The sequence below is a fragment of the Klebsiella sp. K4 genome, from assembly GCF_014596785.2.
Taxonomy (GTDB): domain Bacteria; phylum Pseudomonadota; class Gammaproteobacteria; order Enterobacterales; family Enterobacteriaceae; genus Klebsiella; species Klebsiella pneumoniae.
The window spans coordinates 1,693,137-1,709,204 of sequence record NZ_CP115021.1 but is presented as its reverse complement, the minus strand read 5'-3'; the positions used below and the strand labels follow the sequence as shown (position 1 = coordinate 1,709,204).

The following is a 16,068-nucleotide window of genomic DNA, read 5'->3' as shown; positions in this document are numbered from 1 at the left end:
ATTTACCGCAACTCACCGGTTCATACAACAAGCCTTTACCCCTGGATACGACACCATCGCGGCCATCATGCTCATCAGGCGACCGGGCGGGATTGCATTCCGCTGCTGGCGGGCGGAAAATAATGACATCATGCGCTATTTAGCCTACCGAGGATATACGCCATGGCCGTTTATCACCATGCGCTGGTACTGATTAACAGCAGTCAGGACGGCGTCCCGCTGCTCCAGCATGCCGCCAGAATGGCAGAAGAGAACGGCATGCGCATCACCATCGCCCACATTAGCACCGATTACCGGGCGCTGAACTATGTTTCCGACAGCCTGCGCGACGATCAGGTCTCGCAGGAGGTAATCCAGGCCAAAGCCCTGCTCAACGAGCTGGCCTGCACCGTCTCCCTGCCGGTGGATACCCTCTCGCTGGTGACCACCCGCCGGTTTGAAGACGTGGAAACCTGCGTTCGGCAGCGGCAGATCGATTTAATTATTGCCGGGCACCATAACCGGCTGCTGGGCGTCCTCTCCTCACACTCGCTGGAGTACATCAACCACTTAAACCTGGACGTACTGATCAAGCACCTGCCCTAGCGCAAGGCGGCCTGCAGCAGAGAAAAACAGTCTTCAATAAGCGGGGGCAGCGCCTGCGGGCCGCGCATCAGGGCCACTGTGCGGGCGAGCGCCGGCTGCTGCAGGTGGGCGACCCTAAGCGCCGGGTCCTGCAGATGGGTGGTGTACAGCGCCGGCAGAATCGCCACCGCTAAGCGCGAGCGCACCAAACCATACAGGGTTTCGATATAGTCCACCTGGTAGCGGGTGGTCAGCGTCAGGCGATGGCTCTCCACTAATGCCGCCACCAGCCGCTGGATATTGCCCTTCGAGAACACAGCAATATCCCGCCCCACCAGCTGTTTCCACGGCAGATGCGCCTGCGCGGCCAGCGGATCGTCGCGGTGCAGCACCGCCACGAAGGGATCTTCGCGCAGCGGATAGACCAGCAGTTCTGCGGGCAGTGAGCTGTCGATCGCCCCGATGCCGAAATCAATCTCGCCGCGCTGCAGCGCCTGGATAAGCGCATCGTTGGTCTGATCGTGAAATTCAATGCGCAGACGCGGAAAGGCCTCAGCCAGGGTCTGCGGCAGCAGCGGAAACAGCAGCGAACTGACCGACGGCACCAGACCGATACGCACCGTCCCGTCGCCGCCCGCCTCGACAATCTGCTGCATATCGGAAAAGGCCGCCTGCGCCACGCTGAGGATCCGCTGGGCGTGGGGTAAAATCGCCGCCCCCAGTTCAGTCAGAGTGACCGTCGCAGCGGTACGGTTGACCAGTTTGCCGCCGAGTACCGTTTCAATCTGCCGCAGGGCGCTGCTCAGCGCCGGCTGGCTAATCGCCAGCCGACTGGCGGTATCGGTAAAATGGCGCAGCTGGGCCAGGGTGACGAAATACTGAAGCTGTTTAAGAGAGAGCGCGGGCAGCCGCTGCCAGGGTTCGTTCATCATCGGGTTCGCTACGGTGGTCCTGCACAATAACCCGAGCTTATCGGGTGATAAATTTATTCATCTGGGCAAACGTTTGCTGTGCCCCTAGAGTATCCGCATTATCCTTGTGCCGGAGTGGTTATGTCCAGCAATGCTCAAGTCCGCCGTCGCGCCGTGCAGGCCGCGCGCGGTGAATCCCCGTTTGATCTGCTGCTGATCGATGCGCAGATCGTCGATATGGCCACGGGCGAAATTCGCCCCGCTGACGTCGGTATCGTCGGCGAGATGATCGCCAGCGTCCACCCGCGCGGCAGTCGCGAAGACGCCCATGAAGTGCGTTCCCTGGCCGGTGGCTACCTGTCCCCCGGCCTGATGGACACCCACGTGCATCTCGAAAGCTCGCATCTGCCGCCGGAGCGCTATGCGGAAATCGTCCTCACCCAGGGCACCACCGCAGTGTTCTGGGATCCGCATGAGCTGGCCAACGTCCTCGGCGTCGCTGGCGTGCGCTATGCGGTGGACGCCAGCCGCCATCTGCCGCTGCAGGTGATGGTCGCCGCGCCGTCCAGCGTCCCCTCCACGCCGGGTCTCGAAATGTCCGGCGCTGATTTCGCCGGCGAGGAGATGGAGACCATGCTCGGCTGGCCGGAAGTGCGCGGCGTGGCGGAGGTGATGGATATGCACGGCGTGCTGCACGGTAGCGAGCGGATGCAGGAGATTGTCCAGGCCGGTCTCAACAGCGGCAAACTGATTGAAGGCCACGCCCGCGGCCTGAGCGGCGCTGACCTGCAGGCCTACCTCGCCGCCGGCGTCACCTCCGATCACGAACTGACCTCGGCGGACGACGCGCTGGAAAAACTGCGCGCCGGGCTGACGATCGAGATCCGCGGCTCGCACCCCTATCTGCTGCCAGATATCGTCGCGGCGTTAAAAACGCTGCCGCACCTCTCCTCGCAGATCACCGTCTGCACTGATGACGTGCCGCCGGATATGCTGCTGGAGAAAGGCGGGATCATCGCCCTGCTTAACCTGCTGATCGAGCACGGTTTACCGGCGGTCGATGCGCTGCGATTCGCCACCCTCAACGCCGCTATTCGCCTGCAGCGCCACGATCTCGGGCTAATTGCCGCCGGGCGGCGCGCCGATCTGGTGGTGTTTGATTCCCTGGAGAAACTGGTGGCCCGCGAAGTCTACATAGGCGGTAAGCTGCTGGCCCGCGCGGGCAACCTGCTGACACCGATCGCGCCCGCCGCGGGCGTCACGCCGCCGCGCGATACTTTGCAGATCGCCCCCCTCCGCGCCGATGACTTTATTCTGCGCGTCCAGGGCATTCGTCACGGCATCGCCCGCCTGCGCCATATCCGCGGCGCGCGCTTCACCCAGTGGGGCGAAGTGGAAGTGCAGGTTCGTGACGGGATAGTCCAGCTGCCCGCCGGCTTCAGTCTGATCTGGGTCAAGCACCGCCACGGCCGCCATCAGGCGACGCCGCAAATCGCCCTGCTTGAAGGCTGGGGTGAGCTGCGCGGCGCCATCGCCACCAGCTACTCCCACGACTCGCATAATCTGGTGGTGCTCGGGCGCGACGCTAATGATATGGCGCTGGCGGCCAACCAGCTTATCGCCTCCGGCGGCGGGATGGCGCTGGCGCAACAGGGCGAGATCCTCGCCCATGTGGCGATGCCGATTGCCGGCATGCTGTCGGATCTCCCGGCCGCGGAACTGGCGCGTCAGTTCCGCGAGCTGCGCGATCTGAGCAGCCAAGTCGCCGACTGGGAGCCGCCGTACCGGGTCTTCAAGGCCATTGAAGGCACCTGCCTTGCCTGTAACGCCGGGCCGCATTTAACCGATTTGGGTCTGACCGACGGCGGCAGCCGCCAGATAGTCGACCCGTTGATAGCCTGCCGGGAGATCCCGGAGCCAACCGATCACAACAATAATCCTCAGGGAGCCTGAGCATGGCCGATAACACACTTCACTCTTCCGCCCGCGCTAACTGGCTGGAGCGCCGCTTTGCGCTGCGCTCGCGCGGCGGCACGCTACGCACCGAATGCCTGGCCGGGATCACCGGTTTCCTCGCCGCCGCCTATTTACTGGTGGTTATCCCGGGGCTGCTGGCGATCGGCGGGATGGATAAAGGCGCCGCCACCACCGGCACCATTCTGGTCTTCGTCGTCGGCTCGCTGCTGATGGCGTTTTATGCCAACCTGCCGTTTATCGTCGGCCCGGGCATTGGCGGCTCGGTGCTGGTGGGGGTGACGCTGGCCGGTAGCGAAGGGATTGGCTGGCAGACTGGCCTCGGAATTGCCTGCTGGTCGGGGATCCTCTTCTTCCTGCTGACCCGCTTTGGCCTGCGCGAAGTGGTCACCCGCTCGGTGCCGCAGTCGATCAAGCTGGGATTGACGGCCTCCATCGGCCTGTTTGTCGCCGTCCTCGGTTTTCGTAATGCCGGGCTGGTGCTGGCCAATGCGAAAACCAACGCCCTGATGCTCGGCGACTTTCTCGCCCCCGGCGCGCTGGTGGCGCTGTGCGGCCTGTTCCTGGCGATAGCCCTGCAGGCGCGTAAGGTTCCGGGCGCCATTTTGTGGGCCATTCTGTGCGCTACCCTGGTGGGTATCCCGTTCGGCGTGACTAAACTGCCGACGCATTTTATCGATGCCCCCCACTCGCTGGCGCCGGTGCTGGGACAGGTTGACCTGCTGGGGGCGTTAAACATCGCCTTCCTGCCGTTCCTGTTCGTCTTTTTCGCATCTGAGTTTTTCTCCACCATGGGGACAACGCTGGCGGTGGGCGGCGAGGCGGGTCTGCTGGATGAAGAAGGCAACATGCCGCAGATTAATCGCCCGTTCATGGTCGATTCGATTGCCGCCGCGCTCGGCCCGTGGGTGGGCATTCCGGCGGCGACAGCGCTGATTGAATCTTCGGCGGCAGCGGAAGCGGGCGGCAAAACCGGCCTCACCGCCCTGTCGGCGGCGGTAATGTTCCTGCTGATGCTGCTGTTCACGCCGGTGGCGTTGATGATCCCGAAAGAAGCCACCGCCCCGGCGCTGATCCTGATTGGCCTGAACATGTTCAGCGGCCTGCGCAAAGTGGATCTTGGCAACTTCACCGACGGGCTGCCGGTGTTGATGATGGTGATGATCACCCTTATCGCCAACAGCTTTGGCACCGGGATTGCCGGCGGGCTGCTGTTTTACATTGTGATCAAGGCTATCGCCGGTAAGTGGCCGGAGATCCCGATTGGCCTGTGGGTATTGGCCGCCCCGCTGGTGTATTACTTCGCGACCTTAGTCAGGCATTAAGCCCTTCACAATGTGATTTCACCTCTTCATATAACAAACGCACCGCGGCAGAGAGCTGTTTGCGGTGCGGACAAATCAGATTCAACGGCACTACATCCCCCTGATAACGCGGCAGCAGGCGCCGCAGGCGCCCCGCCCGCAGATCGTCGCTGACGTCGAGCATCGATTTATAGGCAATGCCCTCCCCGGCGATCGCCAGCCGACGGATCACCTCGGCGTCGTCGCTCATCACCGTGCCGGAAACCTTCTGCTGCTGAACCACGCCGTCGAGGCTCAGCGACCAGCGGTCGAACGGACGGCCGCGCAAAATGTAGATCAACGCATTGTGCTGGCTGAGTTCCTCGAGGGTCTGCGGTTCGCCATGGCGGGCGATCCACTCAGGCGAGGCCACCAGCACCCGACGATTTTCCGGCGCCACCGGCAGCGAGATAAACGAGGCATCGTCGTTATTGCCATAGCGAAACGCAACGTCCACCGGATCTTTAAACACGTCGGTCAGCTGATCGGAAAAGAGCAGCCGCAGGCGCAGCGCCGGGTGGCGTTGGCGGAAATCGCGGAACAGGGTCAGGAGCAGGTTACGCCCGAGGTCCGACGGCACGGCAATCTGCAACATGCCGCGAACTTCATCATCCGGGGTCTGGATCTTCTGCAGACCGGCCTCGAGGGTATCGAGCATCTGGGTGGCGTAGGGCAGCCAGGTCTCCCCCTCCGGCGTCAGGCGCAGGCTGCGGGTCGAACGGGCAAACAGGCGAATATTGAGGATCGTCTCCAGACGCTTAATTGCCGCGCTGACCTGCGCCGGCTGCTGCCCGGCCTCGCGCGCCGCGTCGCTAAAACTGCCCAGCGCCGCGGCGCGGACAAATAAGGTCAGATCTTCCAGCCTGAACATGCTGATTCTCCCCTGCTTCAGATTGCTCCCAAAATACGCATCACCGTCGCTGCAACGCAAGCGGCACAAGACTTGCGCCGCGTTTTGCTTACACTTTTTAAAAATCCAGTGCTTGCCATTTCAGCAACGCATCAGGAATGATACGAGGCTGCTATTTTGAGTCCAGGTAATATTGAGGAAACTATGCGTAAAACAAAAATGATGCTTCTGGGCGTACTTCTTGCCACCGCTGGCGCCAGCTGGACGGCTACTGCCGCGGGGATCGATCAGTATGCGCTGAAAGAGTTCACCGCCGATTTCACCCAGTTTCACATCGGCGACACCGTTCCGGCGATGTATCTCACCCCGGAATACAACATTAAACAGTGGCAGCAGCGTAACCTGCCTACGCCGGACGCCGGCAGCCACTGGACCTATATGGGCGGTAACTACGTGCTGATCACCGATACCGAAGGCAAAATCCTCAAAGTGTACGATGGCGAGATCTTCTATCACCGCTGATCCGCGCAATCTCCACGTCCGCCCCAGCGAGCCAGCGGACTCTCCGGCGCTGCGCCAGATCTTCCTGCGGGCGCGCAGTTTATCGTGGACCTGGCTTCCCGCCGCGGCGTGGCGGCTGGAGGATTTCGATGCCGCCACCGCGGATGAACAGCTGTGGGTCGCGGAATGCGACGGCCAGCCGGTGGGCTTTGCCGCCGTATGGACCGCCGATAATTTCCTTCACCATCTGTTTGTCGACCCCGACTGGCAAGGCAAACATATCGGCAGCGCGCTGCTGGCGCAGGTCGAACGGACCTTTACCGCCAGCGGAACGCTGAAGTGCCTGATGGAAAATAAAAACGCCCTGCGCTTCTACCAGCGTCATGGCTGGACCATCGAAGCACAGGGCGCGTCGCCCGAGGGCAGATACTGGCTAATGCGCTCGCCGCGGCCTTAAACGGCGCGGAAGGCAATCTCACCCGGGATCACTTCTCCCTGCCAGTACATCTGGGCCGCCACCCGGCCCGCCAGCTGGCGGTAGATGTCGGTAAATTCGCTGTCCGGACGCGCCACCACCGTCGGCGTGCCGTTATCCAGATCTTCCCGCAGCGTAATATGCAGTGGCAGCTGGCCCAGCAGCTGGGTGTGGTATTTCTCGGCCAGTTTTTGCGCGCCGCCGGTGCCGAAGATAGGCTCGTGGTGCCCGCAGTTGCTGCAGATATGCATGCTCATGTTTTCCACGATCCCCAGCACCGGCACTTCCACTTTCTCGAACATCACGATGCCTTTTTTGGCGTCGATCAGCGCGATGTCCTGCGGCGTGGTAACCACCACCGCGCCGGTCACCGGAATGTTCTGCGCCAGGGTCAGCTGGATGTCGCCGGTGCCCGGCGGCATATCCAGCACCAGGTAATCAAGATCCGGCCACAGCGTCTCCTGCAGCATCTGCATCAGCGCCTTGCTGGCCATCGGCCCACGCCAGACCATGGCGTTGTCGTCGGTCACCAGGTAGCCGATGGAGTTGGTTGCCAGACCATATTTCATGATCGGCGCCATATGAGTGCCGTCCGGCGAGGTCGGGCGGCTGTCTTCCGCACCCAGCATGGTCGGAATCGACGGACCATAGATATCGGCATCCAGAATGCCCACCTTCGCCCCTTCCGCCGCCAGGGCCAGCGCCAGGTTTACGGCAGTAGAAGATTTACCGACGCCGCCTTTGCCGGAGCTGATGGCGATAATGTTTTTCACGCCGTTGACCCCGGGCTGGTTTTTCACCCGCTTGAGGGTCGCGATGCTGTGGGTCAGCTTCCAGTCGATGGCCTTCGCGCCGGTGATGCGCAGCAGTTCGGCGCTGCACTGCTCTTTCAGCGCTTCGAAAGCGCTGCTCCAGACGAACGGCATTTGCAGTTCAATATGGACGGTATCGTCCAGCCAGGCGACATGGTGCAGCGCCTTAAGGGCGGTGAGATTATGCTTCAGGGTTGGGTGCTGGAAATTGGCCAGCGTCCCGGCGACCATCGCACGTAGGCGCTCAGGGGATTTGGCCTGGGATTGCGAATTCATCCCGACTCCTTTGTTGTTTTGAGATGCTTTCAGTAATCACAGAGTTTATCACAGGTAACGATTATCCATATATGGGCAGCCATTTATGGCGCACCCACAGCCCTTTTGGTAATATCGGAAGCCCTTTTTACAACAGAAGATGTAATGCTCACTATGACTCAAGTCGCGAAGAAAATTCTGGTAACGTGCGCCCTGCCGTACGCCAACGGCTCCATCCACCTCGGCCACATGCTGGAGCACATCCAGGCTGATGTCTGGGTCCGTTACCAGCGAATGCGCGGCCACGAGGTCAACTTCATCTGCGCCGACGACGCCCACGGCACGCCGATTATGCTCAAAGCGCAGCAGCTCGGTATCACTCCGGAGCAGATGATTGGCGAAATGAGTCAGGAGCATCAGACCGATTTCGCCGGCTTCGACATCAGCTATGATAACTATCACTCGACGCACAGCGACGAGAACCGCGAGCTGTCGGAGCTTATCTACACCCGCCTGAAAGAGAACGGTTTTATTAAAAACCGCACCATCTCTCAGCTCTACGATCCGGAAAAAGGCATGTTCCTGCCGGACCGTTTTGTGAAAGGCACCTGTCCGAAGTGCAAATCTCCGGACCAGTATGGCGATAACTGCGAAGTGTGCGGCGCGACCTACAGCCCCACCGAGCTTATCGACCCGAAATCGGTGGTCTCCGGCGCCACGCCGGTGATGCGTGACTCCGAGCACTTTTTCTTCGACCTGCCCTCGTTCAGCGAAATGCTGCAGGCGTGGACCCGCAGCGGCGCCCTGCAGGAGCAGGTCGCGAACAAGATGCAGGAGTGGTTCGAATCCGGCCTGCAGCAGTGGGACATTTCCCGCGATGCGCCGTACTTCGGCTTCGAAATTCCCAACGCGCCGGGCAAATATTTCTACGTCTGGCTGGACGCGCCGATCGGCTACATGGGCTCCTTCAAGAGCCTGTGCGACAAGCGCGGCGACACCACCAGCTTCGACGAATACTGGAAGAAAGACTCCACGGCCGAGCTGTATCACTTTATCGGCAAGGACATTGTCTACTTCCACAGCCTGTTCTGGCCGGCGATGCTGGAAGGCAGCAACTTCCGTAAGCCGACTAATCTGTTCGTGCACGGCTACGTGACGGTCAACGGCGCCAAGATGTCCAAGTCGCGCGGCACCTTTATCAAGGCCAGCACCTGGTTAAATCATTTCGATGCCGACAGCCTGCGCTACTACTACACCGCCAAGCTCTCTTCACGCATCGATGACATCGACCTGAACCTGGAAGATTTCGTGCAGCGCGTGAACGCCGACATCGTCAACAAGGTGGTTAACCTCGCCTCGCGCAACGCCGGCTTTATCAGCAAGCGTTTCGACGGCGTGCTGGCCGCTGAGCTGGCCGACCCGGCGCTGTACAAAACCTTCACCGACGCGGCGGAAAGCATCGGCGAAGCGTGGGACAGCCGCGAGTTCGGTAAGGCCATCCGTGAAATCATGGCCCTCGCCGACGTGGCCAACCGCTATGTCGATGAGCAGGCGCCGTGGGTGGTGGCGAAACAGGAAGGCCGCGACGCCGACCTGCAGGCCATCTGCACTATGGGCCTGAATATGTTCCGCGTGCTGATGACCTGGCTGAAGCCGGTCCTGCCGCAGCTGGCCGCGCGTGCGGAGGCATTCCTCAACAGCGAACTGAGCTGGGATGCCATTCAGCAGCCGCTGCTGGCGCATAAGGTGAATCCGTTCAAGGCGCTGTACAACCGCATCGAGATGAAGCAGGTGGAAGCCCTGGTGGAGGCCTCTAAAGAAGAGGTGAAAGCCACCGCGGCGCCGGTCACCGGTCCGCTGGCGGACGATCCGATTCAGGAGACCATCACCTTTGACGATTTCGCCAAAGTCGATCTGCGCGTGGCGCTGATTGAAAACGCGGAATTCGTCGAGGGCTCCGACAAGCTGCTGCGCCTGACGCTGGATCTCGGCGGCGAAAAACGCAATGTCTTCTCCGGCATCCGCTCCGCTTACCCGGATCCGCAGCCGCTGATTGGCCGCCTGACGGTGATGGTCGCCAACCTGGCGCCGCGCAAAATGCGTTTCGGCATCTCCGAGGGCATGGTGATGGCCGCCGGCCCTGGCGGGAAGGATATCTTCCTGTTAAGCCCTGACGACGGCGCCAAGCCGGGTCAGCAGGTGAAATAACAAAAAAGCCGGAGAGTATCTCCGGCTTTTTTTTTTGCCCGGCGGCGCTATGCTAGCACGCGCCCGGGGGGGCAGTCGTTGTAGGCCGGGTCAGGCGAAGCCGCCACCCGGCAAAAAATCATGCCTTCGGGTTATGCACCCGCTGGGTCAGTCCGCGCAGGAAATTGCGCAGAAACTGGTCGCCGCACTCGCGGTAGTTTTTGTGGTCAGGCGAGCGCATCATGGCGGTGATCTCCGGCACCGACACCCGGTATTTCTGCTCGCTCATAATCGCCTGGATATCGTCCGTTTTCAGCGAGAAGGCGATCCGCAGCTTTTTCAGCACCGTGTTGTTATTCACCCGACGCTCCAGCGCCAGCTCCGGGGCCGAATCATCTTTGCCGCGCTTGTCATAGATAAGGCCGTTAAGGAAACCCGACAGGATAATGTCCGGGCAGCGAACAAAGCCCTCTTCATCCTCTTTCGTCGTCCAGGTGTCGAAGCTGGCGGCGGTGGATTCCATAGCGGAGAGCGCGAGAATGCGCACCATATCGTTATTATTGACTTTCAGGGTGTAGCGCAGGCTACGAAGAATATCATTACTGAGCATGAGGGCCTTTTACTGTCGATGATGCAATGGGGCGCAGTGTACCAGCTTTACAGGCCAATCGCCTCTTTCAGGCTTTTTAAATAGCGTCGGCTCACCGGCACCGTTTGCCCGGCGCGCATCAGCAGCTCCGCCTGACCATTCTCCTCCAGGCGAATCTCCTTCAGGTGCGCCATATTCACCAGATACTGGCGATGGCAGCGCAGCAGCGGCGTGCGGCTCTCGAGGGTGCGCAGGGTCAGTTCGGTAAAGCCCTCTTTTCCCTCGCGGTCGGTCACGTAGATGCCGCTCATCCGGCTGCTGACGAAGGCCACATCCTCCATCTGCAGCAGCCAGATACGACTGTGGCCGGTACAGGGAATGTATTTCAGCGTCTGCTGAGCATCATCCAGCAGCGACACATCCTGCAGATTACGCTCCTGGCGCAGGCGGGCGAGGGTTTTCTCCAGCCGGGCAGCTTCAATCGGCTTCAGCAGATAGTCAAAGGCATGCTCCTCAAAGGCTTTCACCGCGTATTCATCAAAGGCGGTGAGAAACACGATATAGGGGCGGTGCTCCGGGTCGAGCATCCCGACCATCTCCAGACCGCTGATGCGCGGCATCTGGATGTCGAGAAACAGCACGTCGGGACGCAGCTTATGCACCGCGCCAATGGCCTCCACCGCGTTGCCGCACTCGCCGACGATCTCGATATCGCGCTGTGTCTCCAGCAAAATGCGCAGGTTTTCCCGCGCCAGCGGCTCATCATCGACGATCAATACTCTCAGCATGCATTCTCCTCCAGGGGCAGACGTAGGGTGACACGGGTAAAGCGCTCCGGCTCGCAGGTGACGCTGATGCCGCAGTCGGCGCCAAAACGCGCCCGCAGCCGCCTGTCCACCAGATTCATCCCCAGCCCGCTGGCCTGGGGGTTGGCCCGGTACAGCCCGGCGTTATCTTCGATATCCAGCTGCAGCCAGCGATCGTCCTGGCTGGCGCGGATGGTAATTTCGCCGACGCCAAGATGTTGCGATGTACCATGCTTAATGGCGTTCTCCACGATCGGCTGCAGGGTAAAGGCCGGCAGCTGGTGATGCGCCAGCCCTTCCGGCACCGCCATCTGGATCTGCAGGTTAGCCTGAAAGCGAGCCTTCTCAATCTGCAGATAGGCGTTAACATGCTCGATCTCATCGGCAAGAGTGACAATTTCCGTCGGCCGTTTCAGGTTCTTGCGAAAGAAGGTCGACAGATACTGCACCAGCTGGCCGGCCTGATCGCTGTCGCGGCGGATCACCGCCTTCAGCGTGTTAAGCGCGTTAAACAGGAAGTGCGGGTTGACCTGGGCGTGCAGGAGCTTGATTTCGGATTGCGTCAGCAGCGCCTTCTGCCGCTCGTACTGTCCGGCGAGGATCTGCGCCGACAGCAGCTGGGCAATCCCCTCCCCGAGGGTGCGGTTGATCGAACTGAACAGGCGATTTTTCGCCTCATACAGTTTAATGGTTCCTATCACCCGTTGGTTCTCGCCGCGCAGGGGGATCACCAGCGTCGACCCCAGCTTACAGTGCGGATGAATCGAGCAGCGGTAAGGCACCTCGTTGCCGTCGGCGTAGACCACCTCCCCGGTCTCAATCGCCCGTTGCGTATACGAGGAGGAAATAGGCTTGCCCGGCAGATGGTGGTCGTCGCCGATGCCGGTAAACGCCAGCAGCTTGTCGCGATCGGTGATCGCCACCGCGCCGATGTCCAGCTCCTGGATCAGCACCTGGGCCACCTTCATGCTATTCTCTTCGTTGAATCCCTGACGCAGGATCCCCTCGGTGGACGCCGCCACCTTCAGCGCCGTGGCGGAAAAGGCGGAGGTGTACTTCTCAAACATCGCCCGCTTGTCCAGCAGAATGCGCATAAACAGCGCCGCTCCGACGGTATTGGTGACCATCATCGGCGCGGCAATGCTCTGCACCAGATGCAGGGCGTCCTGGAACGGACGGGCAATCAGCAGAATGATCATCATCTGCACCAGCTCGGCCACGAAGGTGATCGCCCCGGCGGTCAGCGGGCTAAAGACTTTGTCCGGCCGGCCGCGTTTGACCAGCACGCTGTGCACCAGACCGCCCAGCAGCCCCTCAACGATGGTGGAAACCATGCAGCTTAAGGCGGTCATTCCCCCCAGCGAGTAGCGGTGCAGGCCGCCGGTGAGCCCTACCAGCCCGCCGACCACCGGCCCGCCGAGCAGGCCGCCCATCACGGCGCCGATGGCGCGGGTGTTGGCGATGGAGTCTTCGATATGCAGACCGAAATAGGTCCCCATAATGCAGAAAATGGAGAAGGTGACGTAGCACAGCAGCTTGTGCGGCAGGCGAACGGTGACTTGCATCAGGGGGATAAACAGTCGGGTTTTGCTCATCAACCACGCGATGACCAAAAATACGCACATCTGCTGAAGCAGCAGCAACACCAGATCAAACTCGTACATACCCGCAAACCACACATTCCTGAAAGCGCGTACCATACCCTGCCTGGCGAAAACTTTCTTTGAAGCCCTGCATAAAAATGAAAAATGACGGCCAGGATCACACTTTTTTGCGGCGCGTTGCGCAGCAAACGCGGCAAAAAGCCCGGCGCGGCGCGCTAAACCGCAATTAATGTTTCATTAACACCTGCGCTTCACCGTATAATCCCCCTGTTAACATCAGGAGCCTATTATGAAGCCAGCGAAAATCGCGGTCGTCACTCTCTTCTTACTTATGGCCATCGGCGGGATCAGCGGCGTAATGCTGGCCGGCTATTCCTTTATTGTGCGTGGCGGTGTCGGCTGATCCAGCGGGTCAGACGCTCAAACGCGCGGTCGACGATAATCGCCGCCAGCGCCACCAGCAGCGCCCCCTGAACAATATAGGCGGTATTAAAGCCGCTCAGGCCGATGATGATCGGCGTCCCGAGCGTACTGGCCCCCACCGTCGAGGCAATGGTCGCGGTACCAATATTGACGATGACCGAGGTGCGGATCCCCGCCAGGATCACCGGGGCCGCCAGCGGAAGCTCCACCTTATACAGACGCTGCCAGCCGGTCATTCCCATCCCTTCAGCCACGCCTGACACCCCAGGCGGTATCGAACCCAGCCCGGCCAGCGTCCCCTGCAGCACCGGCAGTATGCCATACAACGCGAGGGCGATGAGCGCGGGCAGCCAGCCAAAGCCCAGCACCGGCACCGCCATCGCCAGCACCGCCACCGGCGGAAAGGTCTGCCCGATAGCGGCGATGGTCTCCACCAGCGGACGAAACGCGCCGCCGGCGGGCCGGGTGACCGCCACCCCAGCCCCCAGCCCGATTGCCGTTGCCGCGAGGCTGGACGCCACCATCAGCCAGCCGTGATCGAGAGTGAGCGCCCAGAAGCTCTCCTGCTGGTAGACCGGCCGCGGCAGTTCCGGGAACAGCCGACTGAACAGCGGCGCGCTGTAGGGCAGCCCTGCCAGCAGGCCGATAAACAGCGCGATAAGCCACCACAGCGGCTCACTAAGCGCCTTCATGGCTCATCTCCTGACGCAGCAGATCGGCAAAATGCAGCGTACCGCAGGGCCTGCCTTCGGCATCGACCACCGGCAGCGTCTCGCAGCGCCGGGCGACAAACTGCGACAGCGCTTCCCGCAGGGTCATGGTGACGGTCAGCCCCTCGCCCGCCAGCCGTTCGTCGGGACGCAAATAGTCCCCCACCTCGCGCAGCGACAGCAGGCGCACGCCCAGCTCGCTACGACCAAAAAAGGTCTGTACAAAGCTATTTTTCGGCCGCAGGAGCATCTCCAGCGGCGCCCCCTGCTGGACCACCTCGCCCCCGTCCATCAGCACCAGGTGGTCCGCCAGACGCAGCGCTTCGTCAATATCATGGGTCACCAGCACAATCGTCCGTCCCAGCAGACGGTGGATGCGCAGCATCTCCTGCTGCAGCGCCTCGCGGGTCACCGGGTCGAGGGCGCCGAAGGGCTCATCCATCAACAGCACCTCCGGATCTGCCGCCAGCGCCCGCGCCACCCCCACCCGCTGCTGCTGGCCGCCGGAGAGCTGATGCGGGTAACGGTCGCGCAGCGTCGCCTCCAGCCCCAGCAGCGCCATCAGCTCGTCGATCCGGTCGGCGATCCTTGCCCGCGGCCATCTTTGCAGCTGCGGCACGGTGGCGATATTCTGCGCCACCGTCCAGTGGGGAAACAGGCCGATGGACTGGATGGCATAGCCCATCCGCCGCCGCAGGGTCAGGACCGGCTGCTGGCGAATGTCCTCGCCGGCAAAGCGAATGGTGCCCCGGTCCGGCTCCAGCAGACGGTTGATCATCTTCAGCGTCGTCGACTTGCCCGAGCCGGAAGTCCCCACCAGCACCGAGAAAGCGCCTTCGCGCAGCTCCAGGGTCAGGTCCTTCACCGCCGGGTGGCCGGCAAACACTTTGCTGACCCCTTGAAATTCAATCATTGGCCTCTCCTTTTAGCCAGGCGCCCCACAGGGCGAACAGGGCATCCACCACCACCGCCAGGGCAATGGTCGGCACCACGCCCAGCAGCACCAGATCCAGCGCACTGCTCAGCAGCCCCTGAAAAACCAGCGCGCCAAAGCCGCCGGCGCCGATCAGCGCGGCCACTACCGCCATGCCGACGGTTTGCACGCTGACCACCCGCAGGCTGCGCAGCAGTACCGGCATCGCCAGCGGAAGCTGCACCTGACGAAAGCGCTGCCCGGCGCTCATGCCCATTGCCGTCGCGCTTTCCAGGGCATCCTGCGGCACCTGCTGCAGGCCGGTCACCACCCCGCGCACCAGCGGCAGCAGCGCATAGAGAGTGAGAGCGATCAGGGCTGGCGCCACGCCGGTCCCGGAGACGCCCAGCTCGCCCAGCGTCGGGAAATAACGCGCCAGACCGGCAAGCGGCGCAATCAGCAGGCCAAAAAGCGCTACCGACGGAATAGTCTGGATCACATTGAGCGCGGTGAAAGTCGGCGCCTGCCAGCGCGGACGCCGCCACAGCCATACCCCCAGCGGCAGGCCAATCAGCAGGCCCGGCAGCAGGGTGCCGAACAGCAGAAGCAGATGCTGGCGCAGGGCGTCATCAAATACCTCCTGACGGTTGGCATACTCCTTCAGCAAGGAGAGCTGATCGAGCGCCCCGATAGCGAGCAGGATGATGGGCAACAGCCAGACTTGCGCATTGAGCAGCCAGCGCCAGAGCGGCCGGACGGTAAGATGACGGATGGCCTCGCTGGCCAGCAGCAGACAAAGCGCCAGCGACAGCCACAGGCCGCTGCCGGGCGAGGTGCGCGCCAGCGGCGAGCCGTGGCGGGAGAGCTCAAGCGCCGCCTGGCCGCTGCCCCAGATAAGCAGCGGGAAGATCAGTTCGGCCAGCAGCAGGTGGAGAAACGGCACGATCCTGCCCGGCAGCCAGCAGAGCAGCATCCCGGCAAGAGCCGCCGCCAGCTGAACGCCGGCGAGCCAGGGCAGCGCCTGCCACAGCCCGCGCCCTTCCCCGGAGAGTAAGCGATTCGGCGCATAAGTGACAAACGGCAGCGCCAGCGTAACCAGCAGCAGACCTGTCAGCAGCAGGCCGACGCGGTGAGTACAGCGAATGGTCACC

The 16,068-nt window shown here is 61.8% G+C and carries 16 protein-coding genes; 7 read left to right on the top strand and 9 right to left on the bottom strand.

Annotated features, from left to right (window positions below; all coding sequences use genetic code 11):
• Positions 1-162: 162 nt before the first annotated feature.
• Positions 163-585, top strand: a complete 423-nt coding sequence (locus IB144_RS08440; protein ID WP_004200472.1) for a universal stress protein — start codon at positions 163-165, stop codon at positions 583-585.
• Here IB144_RS08440 and IB144_RS08435 read toward each other — a convergent pair.
• Positions 582-1,496 (bottom strand): LysR family transcriptional regulator, encoded by a 915-nt coding sequence (locus IB144_RS08435; protein ID WP_004175111.1) that lies wholly within the window; start codon positions 1,494-1,496, stop codon positions 582-584. The genes IB144_RS08440 and IB144_RS08435 overlap by 4 nt on opposite strands.
• Positions 1,497-1,616: 120 nt before the next feature.
• Between IB144_RS08435 and IB144_RS08430 the strand changes: the two genes are divergently transcribed.
• Positions 1,617-3,428, top strand: coding sequence for an adenine deaminase C-terminal domain-containing protein (locus IB144_RS08430; protein WP_065888441.1), 1,812 nt, complete (start codon positions 1,617-1,619; stop codon positions 3,426-3,428).
• A gap of 2 nt (positions 3,429-3,430) precedes the next feature.
• Positions 3,431-4,774, top strand: a complete 1,344-nt coding sequence (locus tag IB144_RS08425; protein WP_149358877.1) for an NCS2 family permease — start codon at positions 3,431-3,433, stop codon at positions 4,772-4,774.
• On the opposite strand, the gene IB144_RS08420 is transcribed toward IB144_RS08425, so the two are convergent.
• The gene (locus tag IB144_RS08420; protein WP_004149074.1) at positions 4,764-5,663 is read right to left on the bottom strand and encodes a LysR family transcriptional regulator; all 900 of its coding nucleotides are present in this window, start codon (positions 5,661-5,663) and stop codon (positions 4,764-4,766) included. The two genes, IB144_RS08425 and IB144_RS08420, sit on opposite strands and share 11 nt — an antisense overlap.
• A gap of 183 nt (positions 5,664-5,846) precedes the next feature.
• On the opposite strand from IB144_RS08420, the gene IB144_RS08415 reads away from it, so the two are divergent.
• The gene (locus tag IB144_RS08415) at positions 5,847-6,164 is read left to right on the top strand and encodes an RcnB family protein (RefSeq protein ID WP_065888443.1); all 318 of its coding nucleotides are present in this window, start codon (positions 5,847-5,849) and stop codon (positions 6,162-6,164) included.
• On the top strand, positions 6,139-6,600 hold the full coding sequence (locus IB144_RS08410; RefSeq protein WP_020801631.1) for a GNAT family N-acetyltransferase: 462 nt from the start codon (positions 6,139-6,141) through the stop codon (positions 6,598-6,600). Before IB144_RS08415 ends, IB144_RS08410 begins: the two co-directional genes overlap by 26 nt.
• Here IB144_RS08410 and apbC read toward each other — a convergent pair.
• Positions 6,597-7,706 (bottom strand): iron-sulfur cluster carrier protein ApbC, encoded by a 1,110-nt coding sequence (gene apbC / locus IB144_RS08405; RefSeq protein ID WP_002912751.1) that lies wholly within the window; start codon positions 7,704-7,706, stop codon positions 6,597-6,599. The genes IB144_RS08410 and apbC overlap by 4 nt on opposite strands.
• 153 nt (positions 7,707-7,859) lie before the next feature.
• Here apbC and metG point away from each other — a divergent pair, with 153 nt between their 5' ends.
• Positions 7,860-9,893: a methionine--tRNA ligase gene (gene metG / locus IB144_RS08400; RefSeq protein ID WP_040238200.1), complete on the top strand. Its 2,034-nt coding sequence runs from the start codon at positions 7,860-7,862 to the stop codon at positions 9,891-9,893.
• Between the two features lie 118 nt (positions 9,894-10,011).
• Here the strand turns inward: metG and IB144_RS08395 are convergent, their stop codons facing one another.
• Genes IB144_RS08395 through IB144_RS08385 form a run of 3 tightly spaced genes read right to left on the bottom strand, consistent with a single transcriptional unit; the run spans position 10,012 to position 12,931 of the window.
• Positions 10,012-10,482 (bottom strand): DUF1456 family protein, encoded by a 471-nt coding sequence (locus tag IB144_RS08395; RefSeq protein ID WP_002912756.1) that lies wholly within the window; start codon positions 10,480-10,482, stop codon positions 10,012-10,014.
• A gap of 47 nt (positions 10,483-10,529) precedes the next feature.
• Positions 10,530-11,249 carry a two-component system response regulator BtsR gene (btsR, locus tag IB144_RS08390; RefSeq protein ID WP_004144215.1) on the bottom strand — a complete coding sequence of 240 codons (720 nt, stop codon included), beginning with the start codon at positions 11,247-11,249 and terminating at the stop codon, positions 10,530-10,532.
• Positions 11,243-12,931 carry a sensor histidine kinase gene (locus IB144_RS08385; protein ID WP_002912760.1) on the bottom strand — a complete coding sequence of 563 codons (1,689 nt, stop codon included), beginning with the start codon at positions 12,929-12,931 and terminating at the stop codon, positions 11,243-11,245. The genes btsR and IB144_RS08385 overlap by 7 nt, the downstream gene beginning before the upstream one ends.
• 229 nt (positions 12,932-13,160) lie before the next feature.
• Here IB144_RS08385 and IB144_RS08380 point away from each other — a divergent pair, with 229 nt between their 5' ends.
• The gene (locus IB144_RS08380) at positions 13,161-13,274 is read left to right on the top strand and encodes a protein YohO (RefSeq protein ID WP_002912762.1); all 114 of its coding nucleotides are present in this window, start codon (positions 13,161-13,163) and stop codon (positions 13,272-13,274) included.
• Here the strand turns inward: IB144_RS08380 and IB144_RS08375 are convergent.
• The 3 genes from IB144_RS08375 to IB144_RS08365 are packed head-to-tail and all read right to left on the bottom strand — an operon-like array spanning position 13,249 to position 16,067.
• Positions 13,249-13,986, bottom strand: a complete 738-nt coding sequence (locus tag IB144_RS08375; protein WP_065888444.1) for an ABC transporter permease — start codon at positions 13,984-13,986, stop codon at positions 13,249-13,251. The two genes, IB144_RS08380 and IB144_RS08375, sit on opposite strands and share 26 nt — an antisense overlap.
• Positions 13,973-14,917: an ABC transporter ATP-binding protein gene (locus tag IB144_RS08370; protein ID WP_065888445.1), complete on the bottom strand. Its 945-nt coding sequence runs from the start codon at positions 14,915-14,917 to the stop codon at positions 13,973-13,975. The genes IB144_RS08375 and IB144_RS08370 overlap by 14 nt, the downstream gene beginning before the upstream one ends.
• The gene (locus IB144_RS08365) at positions 14,910-16,067 is read right to left on the bottom strand and encodes an ABC transporter permease (protein ID WP_102016871.1); all 1,158 of its coding nucleotides are present in this window, start codon (positions 16,065-16,067) and stop codon (positions 14,910-14,912) included. Before IB144_RS08365 ends, IB144_RS08370 begins: the two co-directional genes overlap by 8 nt.
• Position 16,068: the final 1 nt, after the last annotated feature.